General features: G+C 72.8%; 16 protein-coding genes. 8 read left to right on the forward strand and 8 right to left on the reverse strand.

Annotated features, from left to right (window positions below):
• Positions 1 to 85 precede the first annotated feature (85 nt).
• From OG386_RS39390 to OG386_RS39400, 3 genes are read left to right on the forward strand one after another with little or no spacing between them, the layout of a single operon-like run.
• Positions 86 to 802 carry a glycosyltransferase family 2 protein gene (locus OG386_RS39390; RefSeq protein ID WP_328792118.1) on the forward strand — a complete coding sequence of 239 codons (717 nt, stop codon included), beginning with the start codon at positions 86 to 88 and terminating at the stop codon, positions 800 to 802.
• Complete coding sequence (locus tag OG386_RS39395; protein WP_328792119.1) at positions 799 to 1,419, forward strand: TIGR04282 family arsenosugar biosynthesis glycosyltransferase; 621 nt, start codon at positions 799 to 801, stop codon at positions 1,417 to 1,419. The genes OG386_RS39390 and OG386_RS39395 overlap by 4 nt, the downstream gene beginning before the upstream one ends.
• Positions 1,416 to 2,072, forward strand: a complete 657-nt coding sequence (locus OG386_RS39400) for a class I SAM-dependent methyltransferase (protein WP_328792120.1) — start codon at positions 1,416 to 1,418, stop codon at positions 2,070 to 2,072. Before OG386_RS39395 ends, OG386_RS39400 begins: the two co-directional genes overlap by 4 nt.
• 65 nt (positions 2,073 to 2,137) lie before the next feature.
• On the opposite strand, the gene OG386_RS39405 is transcribed toward OG386_RS39400, so the two are convergent.
• Entirely contained in the window at positions 2,138 to 2,554 is a 417-nt protein-coding gene (locus OG386_RS39405) for a hypothetical protein (protein WP_328792121.1), read from the reverse strand.
• A complete protein-coding gene (locus OG386_RS39410; protein ID WP_328792122.1) occupies positions 2,554 to 3,696 on the reverse strand; it encodes a molybdopterin-dependent oxidoreductase in 1,143 nt (380 codons plus the stop codon). The genes OG386_RS39405 and OG386_RS39410 overlap by 1 nt, the downstream gene beginning before the upstream one ends.
• Before the next feature lie 112 nt (positions 3,697 to 3,808).
• Here OG386_RS39410 and OG386_RS39415 point away from each other — a divergent pair, with 112 nt between their 5' ends.
• Positions 3,809 to 5,266: a glycosyltransferase 87 family protein gene (locus tag OG386_RS39415; RefSeq protein ID WP_328792123.1), complete on the forward strand. Its 1,458-nt coding sequence runs from the start codon at positions 3,809 to 3,811 to the stop codon at positions 5,264 to 5,266.
• Here OG386_RS39415 and helR read toward each other — a convergent pair.
• On the reverse strand, positions 5,253 to 7,412 hold the full coding sequence (gene helR / locus OG386_RS39420) for an RNA polymerase recycling motor ATPase HelR (protein ID WP_328792124.1): 2,160 nt from the start codon (positions 7,410 to 7,412) through the stop codon (positions 5,253 to 5,255). The genes OG386_RS39415 and helR overlap by 14 nt on opposite strands.
• Positions 7,413 to 7,896: 484 nt before the next feature.
• On the opposite strand from helR, the gene OG386_RS39425 reads away from it, so the two are divergent.
• Entirely contained in the window at positions 7,897 to 9,201 is a 1,305-nt protein-coding gene (locus OG386_RS39425; protein ID WP_328792125.1) for a hypothetical protein, read from the forward strand.
• Here OG386_RS39425 and OG386_RS39430 read toward each other — a convergent pair.
• The 3 genes from OG386_RS39430 to OG386_RS39440 all read right to left on the reverse strand — a co-directional run bounded on the left by OG386_RS39430 (position 9,196) and on the right by OG386_RS39440 (position 13,352).
• Positions 9,196 to 10,842, reverse strand: a complete 1,647-nt coding sequence (locus tag OG386_RS39430; protein ID WP_328792126.1) for an MFS transporter — start codon at positions 10,840 to 10,842, stop codon at positions 9,196 to 9,198. The genes OG386_RS39425 and OG386_RS39430 overlap by 6 nt on opposite strands.
• Positions 10,843 to 10,929: 87 nt before the next feature.
• Complete coding sequence (locus OG386_RS39435; RefSeq protein ID WP_328792127.1) at positions 10,930 to 12,369, reverse strand: DUF2252 domain-containing protein; 1,440 nt, start codon at positions 12,367 to 12,369, stop codon at positions 10,930 to 10,932.
• A gap of 86 nt (positions 12,370 to 12,455) precedes the next feature.
• Entirely contained in the window at positions 12,456 to 13,352 is an 897-nt protein-coding gene (locus OG386_RS39440) for a YhjD/YihY/BrkB family envelope integrity protein (RefSeq protein WP_328792128.1), read from the reverse strand.
• Positions 13,353 to 13,529: 177 nt separating this feature from the next.
• On the opposite strand from OG386_RS39440, the gene OG386_RS39445 reads away from it, so the two are divergent.
• The 3 genes from OG386_RS39445 to OG386_RS39455 all read left to right on the forward strand — a co-directional run bounded on the left by OG386_RS39445 (position 13,530) and on the right by OG386_RS39455 (position 15,091).
• Positions 13,530 to 14,180 carry a GAP family protein gene (locus tag OG386_RS39445; protein ID WP_328793518.1) on the forward strand — a complete coding sequence of 217 codons (651 nt, stop codon included), beginning with the start codon at positions 13,530 to 13,532 and terminating at the stop codon, positions 14,178 to 14,180.
• A gap of 104 nt (positions 14,181 to 14,284) precedes the next feature.
• A complete protein-coding gene (locus OG386_RS39450; protein WP_327387368.1) occupies positions 14,285 to 14,761 on the forward strand; it encodes a DUF6325 family protein in 477 nt (158 codons plus the stop codon).
• A 27-nt stretch (positions 14,762 to 14,788) separates the two neighbouring features.
• A complete protein-coding gene (locus OG386_RS39455; RefSeq protein WP_328793519.1) occupies positions 14,789 to 15,091 on the forward strand; it encodes an SHOCT domain-containing protein in 303 nt (100 codons plus the stop codon).
• Between the two features lie 90 nt (positions 15,092 to 15,181).
• Here OG386_RS39455 and OG386_RS39460 read toward each other — a convergent pair whose 3' ends face one another.
• Both OG386_RS39460 and OG386_RS39465 read right to left on the reverse strand, forming a co-directional pair.
• The gene (locus OG386_RS39460) at positions 15,182 to 16,141 is read right to left on the reverse strand and encodes an ABC transporter substrate-binding protein (RefSeq protein ID WP_328792130.1); all 960 of its coding nucleotides are present in this window, start codon (positions 16,139 to 16,141) and stop codon (positions 15,182 to 15,184) included.
• A gap of 76 nt (positions 16,142 to 16,217) precedes the next feature.
• Positions 16,218 to 17,798, reverse strand: a complete 1,581-nt coding sequence (locus tag OG386_RS39465; RefSeq protein ID WP_328792131.1) for an aminotransferase class I/II-fold pyridoxal phosphate-dependent enzyme — start codon at positions 17,796 to 17,798, stop codon at positions 16,218 to 16,220.
• Positions 17,799 to 17,816: the final 18 nt, after the last annotated feature.

The raw sequence follows: 17,816 nt of genomic DNA on the forward strand, positions 1-17,816 counted from the left end.
CGGACCCCCTCCTGCGGGACGGCGTCCGCGTTTCGTAAGGTCTGCGGGCCCCTTTTCCCCGGACCTGATTCCTACGGTGTGGAGGGTGACTTCATCAGCTTGTGCTCCGCCCCGCGCGGACCTCGTACTGCCGTGCCTCGACGAGGCACAGGCCCTGCCCTGGGTGCTGGCACGCGTACCGGCCGGGTGGCGCGCCATCGTCGTCGACAACGGTTCGACCGACGGCTCGGCGGAGATCGCCCGGAGCCTGGGCGCCACCGTCGTGCAAGAGGACCGGCGCGGTTTCGGCGCCGCCTGCCACGCCGGGCTCCTCGCGGCCCGCGCCGACCTGGTCTGCTTCTGCGACTGCGACGCCTCCATGGACCCCGGGCTGCTCGCCGCCATGGCGGCGAGCGTCGCCGCGGGCGAGGCCGACCTGCTGCTCGGCCGCCGCCGCCCGCAGGGGCGCGGCGCCTGGCCGGTACACGCCCGCGCCGGGAACCTCGCGCTCGCCCGCATGCTGCGCCGCCGCACCGGACTGCGACTGCACGACCTCGGACCGATGCGGGTCGCGCGCCGCGAGGCACTGCTCGGCCTGGAACTGACCGACCGGCGCAGCGGCTACCCGCTCCAAATGGTCGTACGGGCCGCCGACGCCGGCTGGCGCGTCGCCGAGACCGACGTCCCGTACCTGCCCCGCTCCGGGAAGTCCAAGGTGACCGGCACCTGGCGGGGCACCTGGCAGGCGGTACGGGACATGCGCAAGGTGCTCGCCGAGCCCCCGGGCATCCGGTCCGATCCCGCCGAGGGGGTGTCGGCATGAGCACCCTGCTCGTCATCGCCAAGGCCCCCGTCGCCGGCCGGGTCAAGACCCGCCTCACCCCGCACTTCACCCCCGAGCAGGCCGCCCGCCTGGCGCGCGCCGCGCTCCAGGACACCCTGGCCGCCGTACTCGACACCCCGGCCCGGCGGCGCGTCCTCGTACTCGACGGAACGCCCGGTCCGTGGCTGCCCCACGGCATCGAGGTCGTGCCGCAGTGCGCCGGCGGGCTCGACGCCAGGCTGGCCGCAGCCTTCGCCCGGGCCGCCGGACCGGCCCTGCTCATCGGCATGGACACCCCGCAGGTCACCCCGGACCTCCTTGCCCGCGGACTCGACTTCGGCGAGGCGGACGCCTGGTTCGGCCCCGCCGACGACGGCGGGTTCTGGGCGCTCGGCCTGGCCGAGCCCGACCCGGCCCTGCTCCTCGGGGTGCCGATGTCCCTGCCGACCACGGGCCAGCTGCAGCGCGCCCGACTGACCGCCTCCGGGCGGGCGGTACGGGACCTGCCCGAGCTGTGCGACGTGGACACCCCGGCCGACGCGGCGCGGGTCGCCGCCGCCGTGCCCGGTACCCGCTTCGCCGCCCTGCACTCGGGCCTGCGCACGGTGACACGATGACGGCCCAGCTCGTCGAACCCGCCCTCGCCTGGCGGGCCGACCCCTACGCCGACGCGCTGCGCGCCGGCCAGGGCCCCCTCTACCTGCGGCGCTCGGACGGCTGGCTCCTGCCGCTGGACGTGGAGCGGTGGTGCGCCGAACCGGACGAGGCCGACGAGGGCGTCCTCGCCCGCTGCACCGGGCCCGTCCTGGACATCGGCTGCGGCCCCGGGCGCCTCGTCGCCACCCTGGCCGCACGCGGGCACCGGGCGCTGGGTGTGGACGTCACCCCCGAGGCCGTGGCCCGTACGACGCGGGCCGGCGGCAGCGCCCTGTGCCGGTCGGTCTTCGATCCGCTGCCCGGCGAGGGACGCTGGGGCACGGTCCTGCTCATCGACGGCAACATCGGCATCGGCGGCGACCCGGCCGCACTGCTCCGCCGCGCTGCCCAACTCGCCGCACCGGACGGCTCCTTGCTGGTCGAGGTGACCACCGCCGACGTCGACGAACGGGTGGAGGTCCACGTCGACGACGGCCGCGGCGGCCACGGGGCGCCCTTCTGGTGGGCCCGGCTCGGCGCCCGCGCCCTCTGCGGCGAAGCCGCGGACGCAGGCTGGACCCGGTCCGCCGGTTGGCAGGCCGCGGGCCGCAGTTTCGTGGACCTGCGGCGCTGACAGGCAAAGGGAAAGGGGGAGTTGGTGCCGCACGGGCTTCAACTCCCCCTTCGTCGTGCCCCTCGTCAGCGCCGCAGGGCCGCGCACCGCCGTCGCGCCCGCGCCCACGCGCGTGCTCCCGCGTACGCGGCCGTGAGCACGCCGATCGCGGCCATCGCCAGCAGCCAGTTCCGTGGATAGTCCAACGGCAGCACCGACGCGTTGGCCACGCCCCCGGGGCGCAGGAGCGGCGGCAGGGCGATCACGGTCAGGGACCCCGCGACGACCAATGCGGCGCGCGGCACCCCGCACAGGCGCAGACCCGCCGCCGCGCACAGCGCCCCGACCGCGATGACCAGCGGGGCGACCAGGCCGTCGTGCACGAGGACCCCGCCCACGAGCCACAGGGCGATCCGCCACGGCTCGGGCTCGCGCACCAGCAGGAAGCCGCCGAAGGCCATGACGGCCAGGCCGAAGCCGCCGATCGCATACCGGAACGCCATCACACCACCTCCAGTCGTCCGACCCATTTGGTCTGGAGCACGCCCGGCCGGTTCGGGGCGATGATCCGCGCAGGGTAGCCGTGGTCCAGGGACAGCACCTCACCGTTCAGGCGCAGCGCCAGCAGGGTGAGCGGGTCCTGCGCGTACAGGTGCCCCATCTCCATCACCCGGTACGCGCCCGCCACTTCCAGCGACACCACCCGGCAGCGTGCGTCCGGGCCCCCGCCGGCCCGCTCCAGCAGGTCCCGTACCCGCACCCCCGTCCACCGGGCGGACTTGCTCCAGCCCTCCACACAGGCGATGGGCAAGGTCACCTCGTGCTGCGGGAGCGCGCGCAGCTCCGCCAGGGTGAGGACGGCCGGGCGCGGCCCGGCCAGGGTCAGCCGCCAGCCGTCCAGCGAGGCCTCGGTGACGCCCGCCGCGGCGGCCGTACGGTTCACCGGAAGCCCCTGCGGACCGTGGGCCGGGCTGCGCGGAGCGAACAGCTCCAGCGGGCCGAGCGCGGTGACGGACTGCCCGACCGTGGTCAGCGTGACCGCGCCGACCCCCGCCGCGACGGCCGCCAGCAGCTGCCGCCGGTCCGGCCCGTCGGCCTCGGGAAGGGCCAGGGTGCCCGCGGAGCGGCGGGTGAAGTGGTCGCGGATCCGCGGCCATTGAACGGCGACGTGCAGCAGCAGCGCCCCCAGCAGGAGCCAGGCGACGGCGTAGTGCACGGGCACGAACGAGAACGGCCAGGGGTACCACTGGAAGGTGTTCAGCAGCCCGGTGAACAGCTGGAAGACCGCGGCGGCGACGAGCACGGCCACCGAGAGGCGTTCCAGCGCGTGCCGCACGGACCGTACCGGCGGCCAGACGAAGAGCCGCGGGTAGACCGTCCACAGCTTGGCGAGCAGCAGCGGGATGGCGGCGACGCCCGAGGCCACGTGCAGGCCCTGGGTGAGCCGGTAGCCCCAGTACGGGCGGCTCGGCAGCCGGTCGGCGAGCCAGACCGGCGGGTGCTGGAGGAAGTGGCTGAGCACACCGGTGGCGAAACAGACGACGACGGCGAGCCCGAGCAGGCGGCCGATCGCCGTTGCGGTACGGGCGTCGTGCAGCCGCGCCGTGAAGGTGATCGGCGGGTTCGGGGGCGGAGTGAAGCGCATGGGCCCATGACACCCCGCCGACGTCCCGATGGGCGGGTGGAACACCTTACGGAATGCGGACGTGCGGGACGGCGCACGCCACGTGCGGCCCCGTTGCTGGGACGCTGCGGGGGTGAAACCGCGCACCGTCCCGCCCGTCCCGACCGCAGTCGCGGCCCTCGTCGCCCTGACCGCCGTCCTCGTCCTCACCATCCGCCACGACGGCTACTTCACCGACGCCGCAGGACTGTTCCTCCGGTACGCGGCCTGCTGGGCGCTGTTCGCCCTCGCCGTGCTCGCACTGCGCCGGGTCCCGGCCGACCGGGCCCGGCCCCTGCTCCTCGCCGGGGCCCTCGCCGTCGCCGCGACCGGGCTGGTGGCCCCGCCCCGTACCAGCACCGACTCCTACCGCTACGCCTGGGACGGGCGGGTCCAGTCGGCCGGCATCTCCCCGTACGACCACGCCCCGCAGGACCCGGGACCGGCCCGGCTGCGCGACCCCTGGCTCTTTCCCACGGGCGCCGACTGCGCGGGCCCGGACCGTGCCCCGCTTCCCGGCGGCGGCCCCGTCCCGCACTGCACCCGCATCAACCGGCCCGCCGTGCACACCATCTACCCGCCCGTCGCCGAGGCGTACTTCCTGGCGGTGGACCGGCTCTCCCCGGCCGGAGCCCGGCACAAGCCGCTCCAGATCGGCGCCGGCCTCCTCTCCCTCGGCGTGACGGGCGCGCTGCTGCTGATCCTGCGCCGCCGGGGCCTGGACCCGCGCAGGGCCGCGTACTGGGCGTGGTGTCCCGCCGTACCGATCGAAGCCGTGAACAACGCCCACGTGGACGTCCTCGGCGTACTGCTCGCGGTGACCGGCCTCGGCCTCGTCGCGGAGCGCGGCCTTCCCCGCCGGGCAGCGGGAGGCCTGGTCCTCGGCGCCGCCGTCGCCACCAAACTCATGCCCGCCGTCGTCCTACCGGGCGCGCTCTCCGGGGTGCGCCGGGTCCGCGACGCGGCCGCCGTCCTGGTCCCGGCCGCCGCCTTCGTCCTGCTCTCCTACCTGCCCTACGTCCTCCTCTCACACGGCTCCGTCCTCGGCTACCTCGGCGGCTACGTGGACGAGGAGGGCTACGACGACCCCTCCGCCGGCTCCCGCTACGCCCTGCTCCGCCTCGTGCTGCCCGACAGCTGGACGTTCCCGGTGCTCCTCGCCGCCATGACGGGCGTGTCCCTGTACGTGATGCGGCGCGGCGACCCCCGGCAGCCGTGGAGCGGCGCCCTCCTGGTCACCGGGTGCGCCTTCGCGCTCCTCACCCCCGGCTACTCCTGGTACGCCCTGCTCCTGATCGCCCTCGTGGCCCTGGACGGACGCTGGGAGTGGCTCGGCCTCGCCCTCGCGGGCGCGGCCGTCTACCTCCTCGCACCGGTCTTCGGCCACCGGCCGGCGCTCGGCGCGAGCGCCTACGGCGCCGCGGTCCTCGTGATCCTGGTGGCCGCGGTGCTCCGGCGGCGGCGGGGGCCCGGCCGGCCGGGCGCCGGGTCCCGCCCCGAGATCGCCGGAGGCGGGCAGCGGCCGTTCGACGGCCGGGTCAGGAACTCGTGAGGATGACGAGCTGCTGCGTCGCCCGGGTCATGGCGACGTAGCGGTCGACCGCTCCTTCGATCCCCGTGCCGAAGGTCTGCGGGTCGACGAGGACGACGAGGTCGAACTCCAGCCCCTTCGACAACCCCGGGGTCAGCGACCGGACCCGGGAGGTCTCCCGGAAGGCGCCGGCCCCGATGTCCTCGGCGCCGATGACACAGGCGACCCCGTCGGCGTGCGCGTCCAGCCAGGCGTCGAGGACCGCGTCCAGATCCGCGACGGAGCCGTGCACGACGGGAACGCCGCTGCTGCGGACCGAGGTCGGCACGTTCGCGTCCGGGAGCGCTTCCCGGACGGCCGGCTCCGCCACCGCCATCACCTCCTCGGGCGTCCGGTAGTTGATGCTCAGGGAAGCCACGTCGATCCGGTCCAACCCGATCCGCTCCAGCCGCTCCCGCCACGACTCCGTGAACCCCTGCCGGGCCTGGGCGCGGTCCCCGACGATGGTGAAGCTGCGGGACGGGCAGCGCAGCAGCAGCATCTGCCACTCCGCGTCGGTCAGTTCCTGGGCCTCGTCGACGACGACGTGCGCGAACGGTCCGGCGAGCAGGTCCGGGTCGGCCCCGGGCAGCGCGCCCTCGTCGATCAGGCTGTCCTGCAGGTCCTTGCCGCGCAGCATCGTCACCGCGCCCTCACCGTCGTCGTCGGCCGCGAGCAGGTCGTCGATGACCCCGGACATGCGCTCGCGTTCGGCCGCCACCGCGGCGCTCCGCCGCCGCAGCCGCCGTGCCGACTCCGGGTCGCCGAGCCGTTGCCGCGCCGCGTCCAGGAGCGGCAGGTCGGACACCGTCCAGGCCCGGGCGTCCGCGCGCTGCAACGCCGCCACGTCCTCGCGGCTGAGCCACGGAGCACACATCCGCAGGTAGGACGGCACCGACCACAGGTCCCCGACGAGGTCGGCCGCATCGATCGTCGGCCACGCGCGGTCGAGCGCCGCGACCAGCTCCTCGTCGTACCGCAGAGATCTGCCCAACAGGTCGGGCGAGAGGTCCTCGTCGTCGAACTTGTCGAGCAGGATCGTCACCAGCTCCTCCCAGATCTGCTCGCGCGCTTCGTTGTGCGCAGTGCCCGCGACGGCCTCGAACGCCTCGGCCCAGTCGTCCGGGCTCAGCCAGACGTCGGACCAGGGGGTCGTGACCGTCATCCCCTCGGTGGGCGGCTCCTCGTAGATCCGGACGGCCTTCTCGATCGCCTTCACCATGTCCGCGGACGACTTCAGGAACGCCACCCGCGGATCGGCCTCGGCCCCGGCCCCCTCGGCGACGAGGTCCCGCACCGTGCAGGTCTGCACGCCCTCTTCGCCGAGGCTGGGCAGCACATCGGCGACGTAGGTCAGGTAGGGCTGGTGCGGACCGACGAACAGCACGCCGCCCCGACGGTGACCGAGGCGGGGGTCGGAGTAGAGGAGGTGCGCGGTGCGGTGCAGCGCCACGACGGTCTTGCCCGTGCCCGGACCGCCGTCGACGACGAGGGCGCCGCGCGAACCGGCGCGGATGATGGCGTCCTGGTCGGACTGGATGGTGGCGAGCACGTCACGCATCCGCGGGGACCGGCTGCCGTCCAGTCCGGCGATGAAGGCGGACTGGTCGTCGAGCGCGGCGTGTCCCTCGAACCCGTCGGCGGTGAACACCTCGTCCCAGTAGTCACCGATCCGGCCGCGGGTCCAGCGGTACCTGCGGCGGCTCGCCAGGCCCATCGGGTCGGCGTGGGTCGCGGCGAAGAACGGCTCGGCCGCGGGCGAGCGCCAGTCGATCAGCAGTCGGCCCCCCGCGCCGTCGGTGAGGCCGAGCCGCCCGACGTACACGGGCTCGGGGTCGTCCTCGCCGACCATCCGTCCGAGGCACAGGTCCAACCCGAAGCGCCGCAGGGCCCGCAGACGACCCGTCAGCCGGTGGATCTCCACGTCCCGGTCCATCGCTTCGCGGCCCAGGCGGCCGGGGGCCCGGCGCAGTGCTTCCAGACGGTCGGACAGCTCGGTGATCGTCTGCTCCAGGCTCTCCGCGACGGCCGCGAAGTGCTTCTCGTCGCGGCCGATCAGCGCCGGATCGGCCTTGGGGGAGAGGCGGGCGGGAAGGTCGAACGCACTGGTGGTGGTAGGGGAAGTCAAATCAGCAGCTCCGATCTGCGGTGGTACACCCGCGAACTCATCGAACGACCCGTCAACCGACAACAGCGCACGCACTATGGGGATCTCCCGTTTTCGCAGGTCCTGGCTTCGAGGAGCGATTCTGCGGTACGAGCGGGGCCTTGCCGCAAGCCCCCCTGTGCGTTATAACTTGAGAGTGGAAAGGAGTGGGTACTCCTCCTTCCCCCGATCGTCCGGTCCCTACGGACGTCCTCCCCGCCGCCTGGCAGCACTCAGCGAGCCCGCGGCCGTTCACCTTCACCGCCCCCCGGCCGTGCCGCGTCGCCCGCCGCATTGATGTCGCCCGCCGCGTTCATTCGTACGGCCGAACTGCAGATGCCGTCCCCGGCGCGCCGGGGCAGGCTGTGGGGCAATGGGGAGCCGCCACCGCCTGCTCCGGTGCAGGTACAGCGTCATCCACCGATCCTCCGGGATCCACGGCTCCCGACCCCGTAGGAGGTCAGCCATGCAGGGTGACGAGAGCGCGGGCGAACTCGCGGCACTGCGGGCCAGGGTCGCCGCCCTGGAATCGGAGGCCGCGCAGCGGACTCCGCCGAAGCACCGGATGAAGTCGCTGTTGTCCGCCCTCCTGATCATCATCGGCTGCGTGCTGGCCCCCCTGGGCATCGTCGCGTCCTGGACGTCCAGCATCGTCGGGAACACCGACCGCTACGTCGCCACGGTCGCCCCGCTGGCTTCCGACCCGGACGTCCAGGCGGCCGCCGCGAACCGCGTCACCGCCGCCCTGATGGAGCACCTCGACCTCGCAACCCTGCTGGAGGACGTGGCCCCCGACCAACGGCCGCTGCTCCAGAAGGCACTGGGCAAGCTCGGCGGTTCGCTGGAGGGCGCGGTCAGCAGCTTCGTGAAGGAGAAGGCGCAGGACGTCATCGCCTCGGACCAGTTCGAGACGATCTGGACCAATGCCAACCGCACCATCCACACCTCGCTCGTCAAAGCCCTGACCGGCAGCGGCGACGGTGCGGTGAAGATCAAGAACGACGCGGTGAGCATCGACCTCGCGCCGGTGATCGAACAGGTGAAGACACGGCTCGTGGACGCCGGCATGGGCGTCGCGGCCAAGATCCCCGAGATCCACACCGACTTCACCGTCGTGCAGTCCAATGACATCGGCCGGGTCAAGACGGGCTTCCGGCTCCTGCAGATCCTCGGCGTGTGGCTGCCGATCATCGCCGTGCTGCTCGTCGCAGCGGGCGTGCTGCTCTCCGCCCACCGGCGCCGCATCCTGGTGACCGCGGCCCTCGCGGTGGCGTTCTCCGTCGCCGTCCTCGGGCTCGGCCTGACCGTCTTCCGCACCGTCTACCTCAACGCGCTCCCGGACACCGTCTCCCAGGCCGCGGCCGGCTCCGTCTACGACGCGATGATCCGCCTGCTGCGCACGACGATCCGCATGGTCGTGGTCCTCGGCATCGTGATCGCCCTCGCCGCCTGGCTCTCCGGTCCCGGCAAGTACGCCACGGCGGCCCGCCAGATCTGGCACTCCGGCATCGTCGCCACGCGTGCCACCGCCGATCGGCTGGGCCTGCGTACCGGCCCGGTCGGCCCGTTCATCCGGCGCCACCGCTCCTGGTTCACCTGGGTCCTGGTGGCCATCGCCGTCCTCGTGTACGTCCTGTGGTCCTACCCCACCGGCTGGGTGGTCGTGGGACTCGCCCTCGCCCTCCTCTTCGCGCTCGCGGTCACGGACTTCCTCGCCGAGGACACGTCCGCCCCCGCCGACGGGACGACCCCTAGCCCGCACCCGTCATGACGGGGCGTCGGCCGGGCCGCGCCCCGCGGCCGGCTGGGCCGCGGGGATGCGCTGGGTGAAGAAGAGGGCGAGCAGGGCCGCCAGAGCGAGGAGGGCGAGTGCGGCCCGCAGACCCTCGATCCGCGCCTTCTCGTTCGCGTCGAGTGCGGCCTGGGCCACCACCGGATCCGTACCCGCGGCTTCGAGGGCTTCACTGAGCTGCTCGTCCGACAGGAAAGGGGCAGTGCCGGCGAGGGCGGTGTGCGCCTGGGTCTTGACGTCGGCCGGGATCGCCGGGTTCTGGTCGATGGAGGTGAGGAACGAGGTCGTCAGCACGGCGATCATGATCGACCCGGCGAGGGCGGTGCCGATCGAGGCGCCGAGGTTGGTGACGGTGTTCTGGATGCCGCCGACCTCGGCGCTCTTCTCGTCCGGTACGGCCGACACGGTGACGGCCCCGAGCTGTGAGGCGAGCAGCCCGATCCCGAGCCCGATGAGCAGCATGGGGACGGTGACGACCTCCGGGCCGGAATCCGGGGTGAGGGCGGCCATGAGAATGACGGCGCCGGCGAACATCGCCAGGATGCCCCGCCGCACGACGCGCCGGGGTGAGGCGTTGGGGCTGAACTTGGGGACCCCGATCGCGGCGGCCAGCAGGGTGATGGAGAGCGGCAGGATCAGCGCGCCCGTGTGGAGGGCGGACAGGCCGAGCGCCACCGACAGGTAGAGCGGGACGACGAAGAACACGCCCATCTGTACGAGGTACTGGAAGAGGAACATCGTCAGCCCGCCGGAGAGCTGCCGGTTCTTCAACAGCTCCGGGTCGACGAGCGGTTCAGCGCCCCGCGTCGCCAGGCGCGCCTCCCAGCGGAAGAACAGCCAGACCAGCATCAGCCCGGCCAGCACCAGCCAGACGACGGGCGAGACGCCGAACCACGAGGGGCCCCCGGCCTTGGGCCGGAACCAGCCCCATTCGCTGGTCCGCAGGATGCCGAACACGAACAGCCCGATGCCCGCCGCGGACAGGACCGCACCGACCACGTCGATCCGCGGCCGGTGCTCCGGGGGCGCGTCGGCGATCCGCCGGGCCAGCAGCAGGATGACGAGGACCATCACGACCTCCCCGGCGAACACCCAACGCCAGGAGAAGAAGGTGGTCGCGAAGCCGCCGATGAGCGGTCCGACCGCGATCGCCACCGCTGCCGCCGCCGCGACCAGGCCGTAGGCGGCGGGCCGTTGCGCCTTGTCGAAGTTCGAGGCGACGAGCGCCACGATCGCGGGCAGGATCAGCGCCGCTCCTACACCCTCCAGGAACGACCAGCCCAACAGCAGGACCGTCAGGTTCGGGGCGAGCGAGGTCGTCAGGGAACCCAGTCCGTAGATGACGCAGCCGATCATGAACGCCCGCTTGCGGCCGATGAGCGCGCCGACCTTGCCACCGCTGATCATGAGCATCGCCATTACCAGCGTGTAGGCCGTGATCGCGCCCTGCATACCGCTCACCGTGGTGCCGATGTCCTCCGCCACCGTGGCGATCGAGACGTTCATCACCGAGCTGTCCAGGGCCATCAGGAACTGCCCGGCCGCAAGGGTCAGCAGGATGAGCTTCGTGTTCCCCGCGTTCCCGGCCGTCCCGGCCGGGCCCGCCTGCGCCGCTGTCATGCGCGCAGAGTGCCACGGCCGCGGGAGGCGGCCGGGCACCTCGCCCACCGTGTCAGCCGACTGGCCGAAGCGCCGGCCCGGTCCGGCTCAGGCCGCGACGGCGGTCACCCGCCCGGAGGCGATGGCGTCCACCAAACGCTGGTGGTCGCGCTCGTTGAGGTCGGCGTAGCTCTCCGCGAACCGCACGAGCGCCTGGTCGAAGACGCCGCTACGGCCCAGGTACGCCGCGATGGCGATCCGGTCGCCGGACCGGGCGTGCGCCCGCGCCAGGGTCACGCCGCACAAGCCGGCGAAGACCCGCATGCCGCGCGGTACCATCCGGGCGGGTTCGGCGATGCCCTTCCAGTCGCGCAGCTGGCGTACGTAGAAGCTCCGTTCGAGGCCGTCGAGCCCGTGCGTCTGCTGCCAGCCGAGGAAGATGTCGCTCGCGGCCTGCATCAGCCGCTGGCCGGCCACGACCCGCTCGCCCCCGGTGGCGTACTCGCTGGGGCCCGCGTACGCGGCGAGCACCGAATCACCGGCCTCCTTGGCCTGCAGGATCAGCGGGTCATCGCCGTCGCGGCCCAGCATCAGGACGATCCAGCAGCGCGTGCCGACACTGCCGACGCCCACCACCTTGCGGGCCATGTCGACGATGGAGTACTGCTGCAGGAGGTGTTTGCGGTCCGTCTGGAGACTGAGCTTGTACCGTCCGACGACCTCCCGGATCTGGTCCTCGACCGAATCCTGGTCCTGACCCGGCAGCAGTTCGGAAGCCGGTGTGATCAGCTGCGGCACGGCGGCGAAGCGGCGCCGGCCGTCGACCACCTCGGTCAGCTTCTCGAACGCCTGCAGGCTGTCGCGACCGCGCGCCTTGCTCAGCGCCTCGGACACGTTCTTGCGGCCGCGGGTGTGGAGCGAGCCCTCCGCCAGCGCCTGGAGGTGCGTCTCGTCCACCCTCGCGTACCAGACGTCGAGGGTGCGCATCCCGGCGAAAGCGCGCATCTGCTCGCGGTAGCTGCGCACCGCCGCCGTCACGATCGACGCGCGCTCGCCGTCGGAGTAGCCGTTCTCCCGGCCGGCGATGACCAGACTGGTCGCCAGCCGCTTGACGTCCCATTCCCACGGCCCGGGCAGCGTCTCGTCGAAGTCGTTGATGTCGAACAGCAGGTTCCGTTCAGGGGAGCCGAGCAGCCGGAAGTTCAGCATGTGCGCGTCGCCGCACAGCTGGGCGCGGATACCCGAGTCGGGTGTGCCGGCCAGGTCACCGGCCATGATCGCGGCGGCGCCCCGATAGAAGCGGAACGGTGATTCAGCCATTCGGCCGTAGCGGATCGGCACCAGCTCCTGCAGCCGGGTGGCGGACTGCCGCTCGATGACGTCCATCGGGTCCGCCCGGTCGGACGACGGCTCGAAGTCCCCGTGGGCGGATCGGGGAGTCGCCGCCCGGGCGGCCCGGCCGTTCACGGCCCGGTCCTCGGCCGAGAGCCCGGGACCCTCTTCCGCCGCGGTCGGGGCCGCGGTCGCCGTCGTGTCGCGCATCGTCATCGTCGGACCTCCCGGCCACCAGGACCCCTGTCTCCCAGCATGGCACTCACCCCACACCGCTGCCCCGCGGGCGCCCGCAGGGTCCCTCAGGGGCTCTCCTGCCGCAGCCCGCCCGGCACCGGGCTGCCCAGCCGCCGTGCCAGGTACGGCTCCTGCGCCAGCGCGGCGCCCAGGGTGATGCCGATGGCGACCGCCACGCACAGCACGATCAGCCACGACAGGACGACGAACACCGAGCCGGTGGACCCGTACGTGGCGAGCGACCGGTTGAGGGCGATCGGCATGTAAAACCGCGCTCCGAGCGACAGCGCGGTCACGGCGGCGGCCGTGATGAGCGCGCCGGGCAGCAGCGGGGGCCACTCGATCACCCCGCCCAGCAGCAGGTGCTGGCTCCACCACCAGGCCGCCGTCTGGAGGAGGAGCGTGAGGGGGATCCCGAGCCACAGGCCGAGTCCGAATCCGTCACGGACCGGCCCCTGGAAGATCAGCAGGACCATCCAGGCGAGGATCCAGGCGAACCAGCGCCAGATCGCGACCCTCGTCCCGCCCCGCGGGATCTGCCAGGCACGCTTGCACAGCCGCTGCATGGCACGGCTCACCGCGGTCGCCGACAGCAGCACGATCACGGCGCCGACCGCTCCGACGGCGTTGCGGATGTCCTCCTCACCGGAGCCGTCCAACATGTCGCCGAGTTGGGCGCTCGCCTGTCCGGTGAGGCCGAACATCGTGCGCACGGAGGAGACCAGCTGGTCGCGCACCCCCTCCGGGGCGAACGAGGCGACGACGAAGAGCAGCGGCACGGCGGTCAGGAAGCACTGGGCGGCCAGTCGGGTGGCCGAGTCGAAGATGTTCACGCCGATCATGCGCTCCGTGACATGGGTGATCACGGGGAACCGGGTCTCGGCCCGCTCCTGCGTCCGTTTGGCGGCCGCGGCCAGCTCCCGGGAGCGCTCGCGCCACCGTGCCTTCCGCTCCGACCACATCAGCGGCCCGCAGCGGCGTACGGCACGGACGGCGGATGCCGGGTCGTCGTCATGGCGGGCCTCCTTCGTCTTGGTCCAGGTTGGTGGACGAAGACGAGGGCGGCATCTCGATGGGCAAAAGGTGTCGGAGCCCGGTCCGGTGCGTAGTGTCGTATGTCGTCGCACGATTGGGGCGCCATGGTCCTCGACCTCATGCTCATCGCGTTGGCCATCGCCCTCTACCCGCTGCCCATGATGGCGTTCATCCTCGTGGTGTCTTCGCCCAGAGGCGTGTGGAAGGGGCTGGCCTTCATCCTGGCGTGGCTGGCCAACCTCGTCGTGGTGATCGCGATCGTGCTGGCGCTGACCGGCGGCCAGCCCCCGTCGCCGCGTTCCCCGCCCGGCGTGGCGGCGCTCGCGCTCAAGCTGGCCATCGGGGTGGGACTGGTGGTCTACGGGGTGCGCCGCTACCGCCGCAGGAAGGAGAAGGCGGCCCGGGCCGCCGCCCCGAAGCCCTCCCACGTGGACGTGGGCTCGGTGTGGGCCGCGGCGGGCCTGGCCGTGCTGATCCAGCCGTGGGGCATGGTCGCGGCGGGCGCGACGACCGTGATCGAGGCCGACACCTCGCACGCGACCACCTTCATCGCACTCTTCGGCTTCTGTCTGCTGGCCAGCTCCAGCCTGCTGGCCGCGGAGCTGTACATGGTGTTCGCACCGGAGGCCGCCCAGGCCCGGCTGCTGCGGATGCGTGCCTGGATGGAGGGCCACAAGGACGAGGCCATCGTGTTCCTCTGCCTGCTGCTCGGCCTGTGGCTGACCGCGCAAAGCATCTACGAGCTGACCAGCTGACCAGCTGACCTGCTGACCGTGCCGGCGGGACCGGCCAGACGTGCGGGGGAGCGGGCAGCGTGCTGGAATGAAAAGACCTTCCCCCCTCTCCGACAGGAGCTGCCATGAGCAGCGAGACCGAGCCGCGAGCCGATTTCGGCGACATCGACGAACTCGGCCCGGTCGACTACATCGTGGTCGAGTTCCCGGGCAACCGTATGACGGGCGAGGGGTTCCCGATCCTCGTCGACCTCGTCGACCGGGGCATCATCCGCATCTTCGACTTCGCCTTCATCCGTAAGGAGGAGGACGGCACGGTGACCGCGCTGGAGCTCCAGGACCTCGGTGGCGGCGAGGTCGACCTCACCGTGTTCGAAGGGGCGTCGTCCGGTCTGCTCGACGGCGGCGACATCCAGGAGGCCGCCGCCGCCCTGGAACCCGGGAGCTCGGCCGGGGTCATCGTGTACGAGAACACCTGGGCGGCCCCTTTCGCCCGTGCCCTGCGGCGCGGCGGAGCGCAGCTCGTGGCCGCCGGACGGATTCCCGTACAGGCCCTGCTGGCGTCGCTGGACGCACTGGAGGAACCGCCCGCCGGAGAGTGAAGCCCACACAGCCTGGAGATGAGCACCATGCCCGGACTCCTTCGCGGGGTCGCCCGCACCGCCGTCATTGCGGGCACCGCCACCGCCGTGTCCAACCGCGTGTCCCGCCGCCAGGGCGGCCGCTGGGCGCAACAGGACGCCCAGCAGCAGGCCGAGATGGAGGCCCAGCAGCAGGCGGCGGCACCGCCGCCCCCGCCGCCCGCCGCGGCACCGCCGGCCGACGACATGACCACCAAGATCGAGCAACTGAAGCAGCTCAGCACCCTCAAGGAACAGGGCGTGCTGACCGAGACGGAGTTCGCCGAGCAGAAGCGCCGACTGCTCGGCTAGACGCCGGAGCGGAGGAGGGGGGTACGGACCGCGGTCCGTACCCCCCTCCTCCGTGGTCTCCGTGGTTCGCCCTTCAGCGGGGCGTGCGGGTCAGGAGCCGGCGTTGACGTTCGCCGAGGCGACCGCCCCCGTGCCCGCACCCCACTTGTCGAGTGCCTTCTTGTACGAACCGTCCTCGATGATCGCCGCCAGTGCCGCTTTGAGGGCGTCGCGCAGTTCGGTCCTGTCTTTGGCCACGGCCATTCCGAAGGGGCCGGCCTCGATCTGGTTGCCGACGATCTCGAAGGCGTTTCCGCCGTCGGTCTTGAGGGCCAGGTAGGCGGCCACCGGGTAGTCGTTGACCCCGGCGACGGCGCCGCCCGCCCGGACGCGGGTCTGGGCCTCGGCGTCGGTCGGGAAGGACTCGATCGAGACGGCCGGCTTCCCGGCCGCCTCGCACTCCTTCGACCGGGTCTTGACCACGTCCTCGAAGGTGGTGCCCCGCTGGACGGCGGTCTTCCTTCCGCACAGGTCGGCGATGGACCTGATCTGCTGGGGGTTGCCCTTCTGGACGTACACCACGGAGCCCGCGACGAAGTAGTCGACGAAATCGACACCGTTGCCGGTCTTCTGGCCCTTGTCGTCCAGGCCCTGCTGGCGGGCCACCGTATCGCTCATCGACGACATCACGATGTCCTGCCGACCCGAGTTGAGGGAGGTGATGAGGCTGTCGAAGGTGCCGCTGGTGAAGACGAACTTCACGCCGAGCTGCTTGCCGAGCGCTTCGGCGACGTCCGGGTCGACGCCGACGATCCTTCCGTTCTCGGTGAACTCCATCGGGGCGTACGTGGCGTCCGTGCCGACCTTGATGACACCGGCCTGCTGGACGTCCGCGGGCAGCTCGGCGAAGAGCGGGGCGTCGCTCTTCGCGCCACCGCCGCTACCGGCACCGCCGGCGGCGGCGCTCCGGCCGGCTTCGGTCTGGTCCCCGCAGGCGCCCAGCAGCAAGGTGGCGGTGGTGGTGGCGAGGACGGCGGCGATCGTCCGTCGGGTCGGTATGCGTGCGGCCATGGCTGTGCTCTCTCTTGGGGACGGTGTGCAGGGGAGAACGTGGGGGCGCTGGGTGGAACGCCGGGCGTGCCCGGTCTCAGGCGACGACGCGCAGGCGCGTCACGCCCGGGTCGAGCGCGCCGCGGACGTGGCCGTTCGGCGCCGCCGCGGTCCGCTGGAGGAACCGGACGGCCTCGGCGGTGATGACTTCGCCCGGCAGGACGTTGGGGATGCCCGGCGGGTACGCCGCCAGGGTGTCCGCGGAGATCCGACCGACGGCCTCCTCCGCGGCCACGACCACGGCCGGGCTCAGGAACGCCCCGCGGGCGGTGAGCTTCGTGGCACCGGGCGCCGGCAGCCGCAGCATGCCGCCGGCCGAGTCGGCCGAGTCGGCCGAGTCGGTGGTGAGCGGGGAGGGCAGGGTGTGCAGCGCTTCCACGAACCGGTCCGTGTCGGGGACGGACCCCGCGCCGATCACGGCGACGATCGCCGCGTCGGTCGCCACTTCGACCATGACCTGATGGTCCCGGAAGAGCCGGCGCCTGGCCTCGTGGCCCGTGATCCCGCCGGCGCGGGTGTCGATCGCGATGCGCAGCGGGTCCGCCCGGACGATGTCGGGGAAGGCGTGGAACCCGTCGCTCACCACCGTGAAGCGGCCCAGCGCGCGAACGGCGCCCCGCACCCGGTCCGCGGCCTCGACCGAGCTGCCCGTCGCGTCGGCGTCGGTGACCAGGTTCCTCCGGGCGAGATCGAGCGACGCGGTCAGCAGCGCACTCGCGCTGGTGGACTGCACGAGCCGGAACGCCCGGTCCACGAGCGGTTCGAGCAGGTCCGCGAAGGGGCCCTCCGCCAGGTGGAGCATCGCCGACTGCGTCAGGCTGCCCGCCAGCTTGTGCGTACTCGAGGTCACCAGGTCGGCGCCCAGGGAGAGGGCGTTCGCGGGGAGGCCGGGGTGGAAGCCGAAGTGCGATCCCCACGCCTCGTCGACGATCAGCGGTACCCCTGCGGCGTGGGCGGCGTCCGCGACGGCGCGTACGTCGGCCACCGCGCCGAAGTAGCTCGGGGACACGACGTACACGGCGGCCGCGTCCGGTGTCCGTTCGAGCGCCGCCGCCACGTCCGCGGCCGTCACACCGTGGGCGATGCCCTGCTCGGGGTCGACGGACGGCTGGACGAAGACGGCGTCCATGCCCGACAGCACCAGCCCGTCGATCACGCTGGAGTGCACGCTGCGCTGCACGACCAGCGTGCGTCCCAGGGCGGGGGCGACCATCGAGGCGATCTGATTGCCCTGCGAGGCGCCGTTCGTCAGGAACCAGGTGCGCCGCGCGCCCCAGGCCTCGGCGGCCAGCGCCAGCGCCCCGTCGAGCGGGGTGTCCCGGCCGAGGTCGATGCTGTCGAGCAGCGGCGGGAAGTCCAGCGCCGTGATCCGCGGGCCGAAGAAGGCGGCGAGGTCCGATCCGGGGGCCGCGGCGTGGCCGGGGACGTTCAGCCTCAGCCAATCCCGTCCCGCATGGCCCAGCACCGCCTCGGCGTACGGGGCACGCAGCTGGCCGACGCCAGGACGGGAGGGCGCGGGGACCGCAGCGGCGAGGACGGAAGCGGGGACGGAAGCGGGGAAGGGGGCGGAGGATGGGGTGGGGGAGGGGGTGCGGTGTTCGGTCGTTCTGATGTTCACCCCCGGAGCGTGACAGCC

Origin of the sequence: Streptomyces sp. NBC_00273 (assembly GCF_036178145.1) — a bacterium.
Taxonomy (GTDB): domain Bacteria; phylum Actinomycetota; class Actinomycetes; order Streptomycetales; family Streptomycetaceae; genus Streptomyces.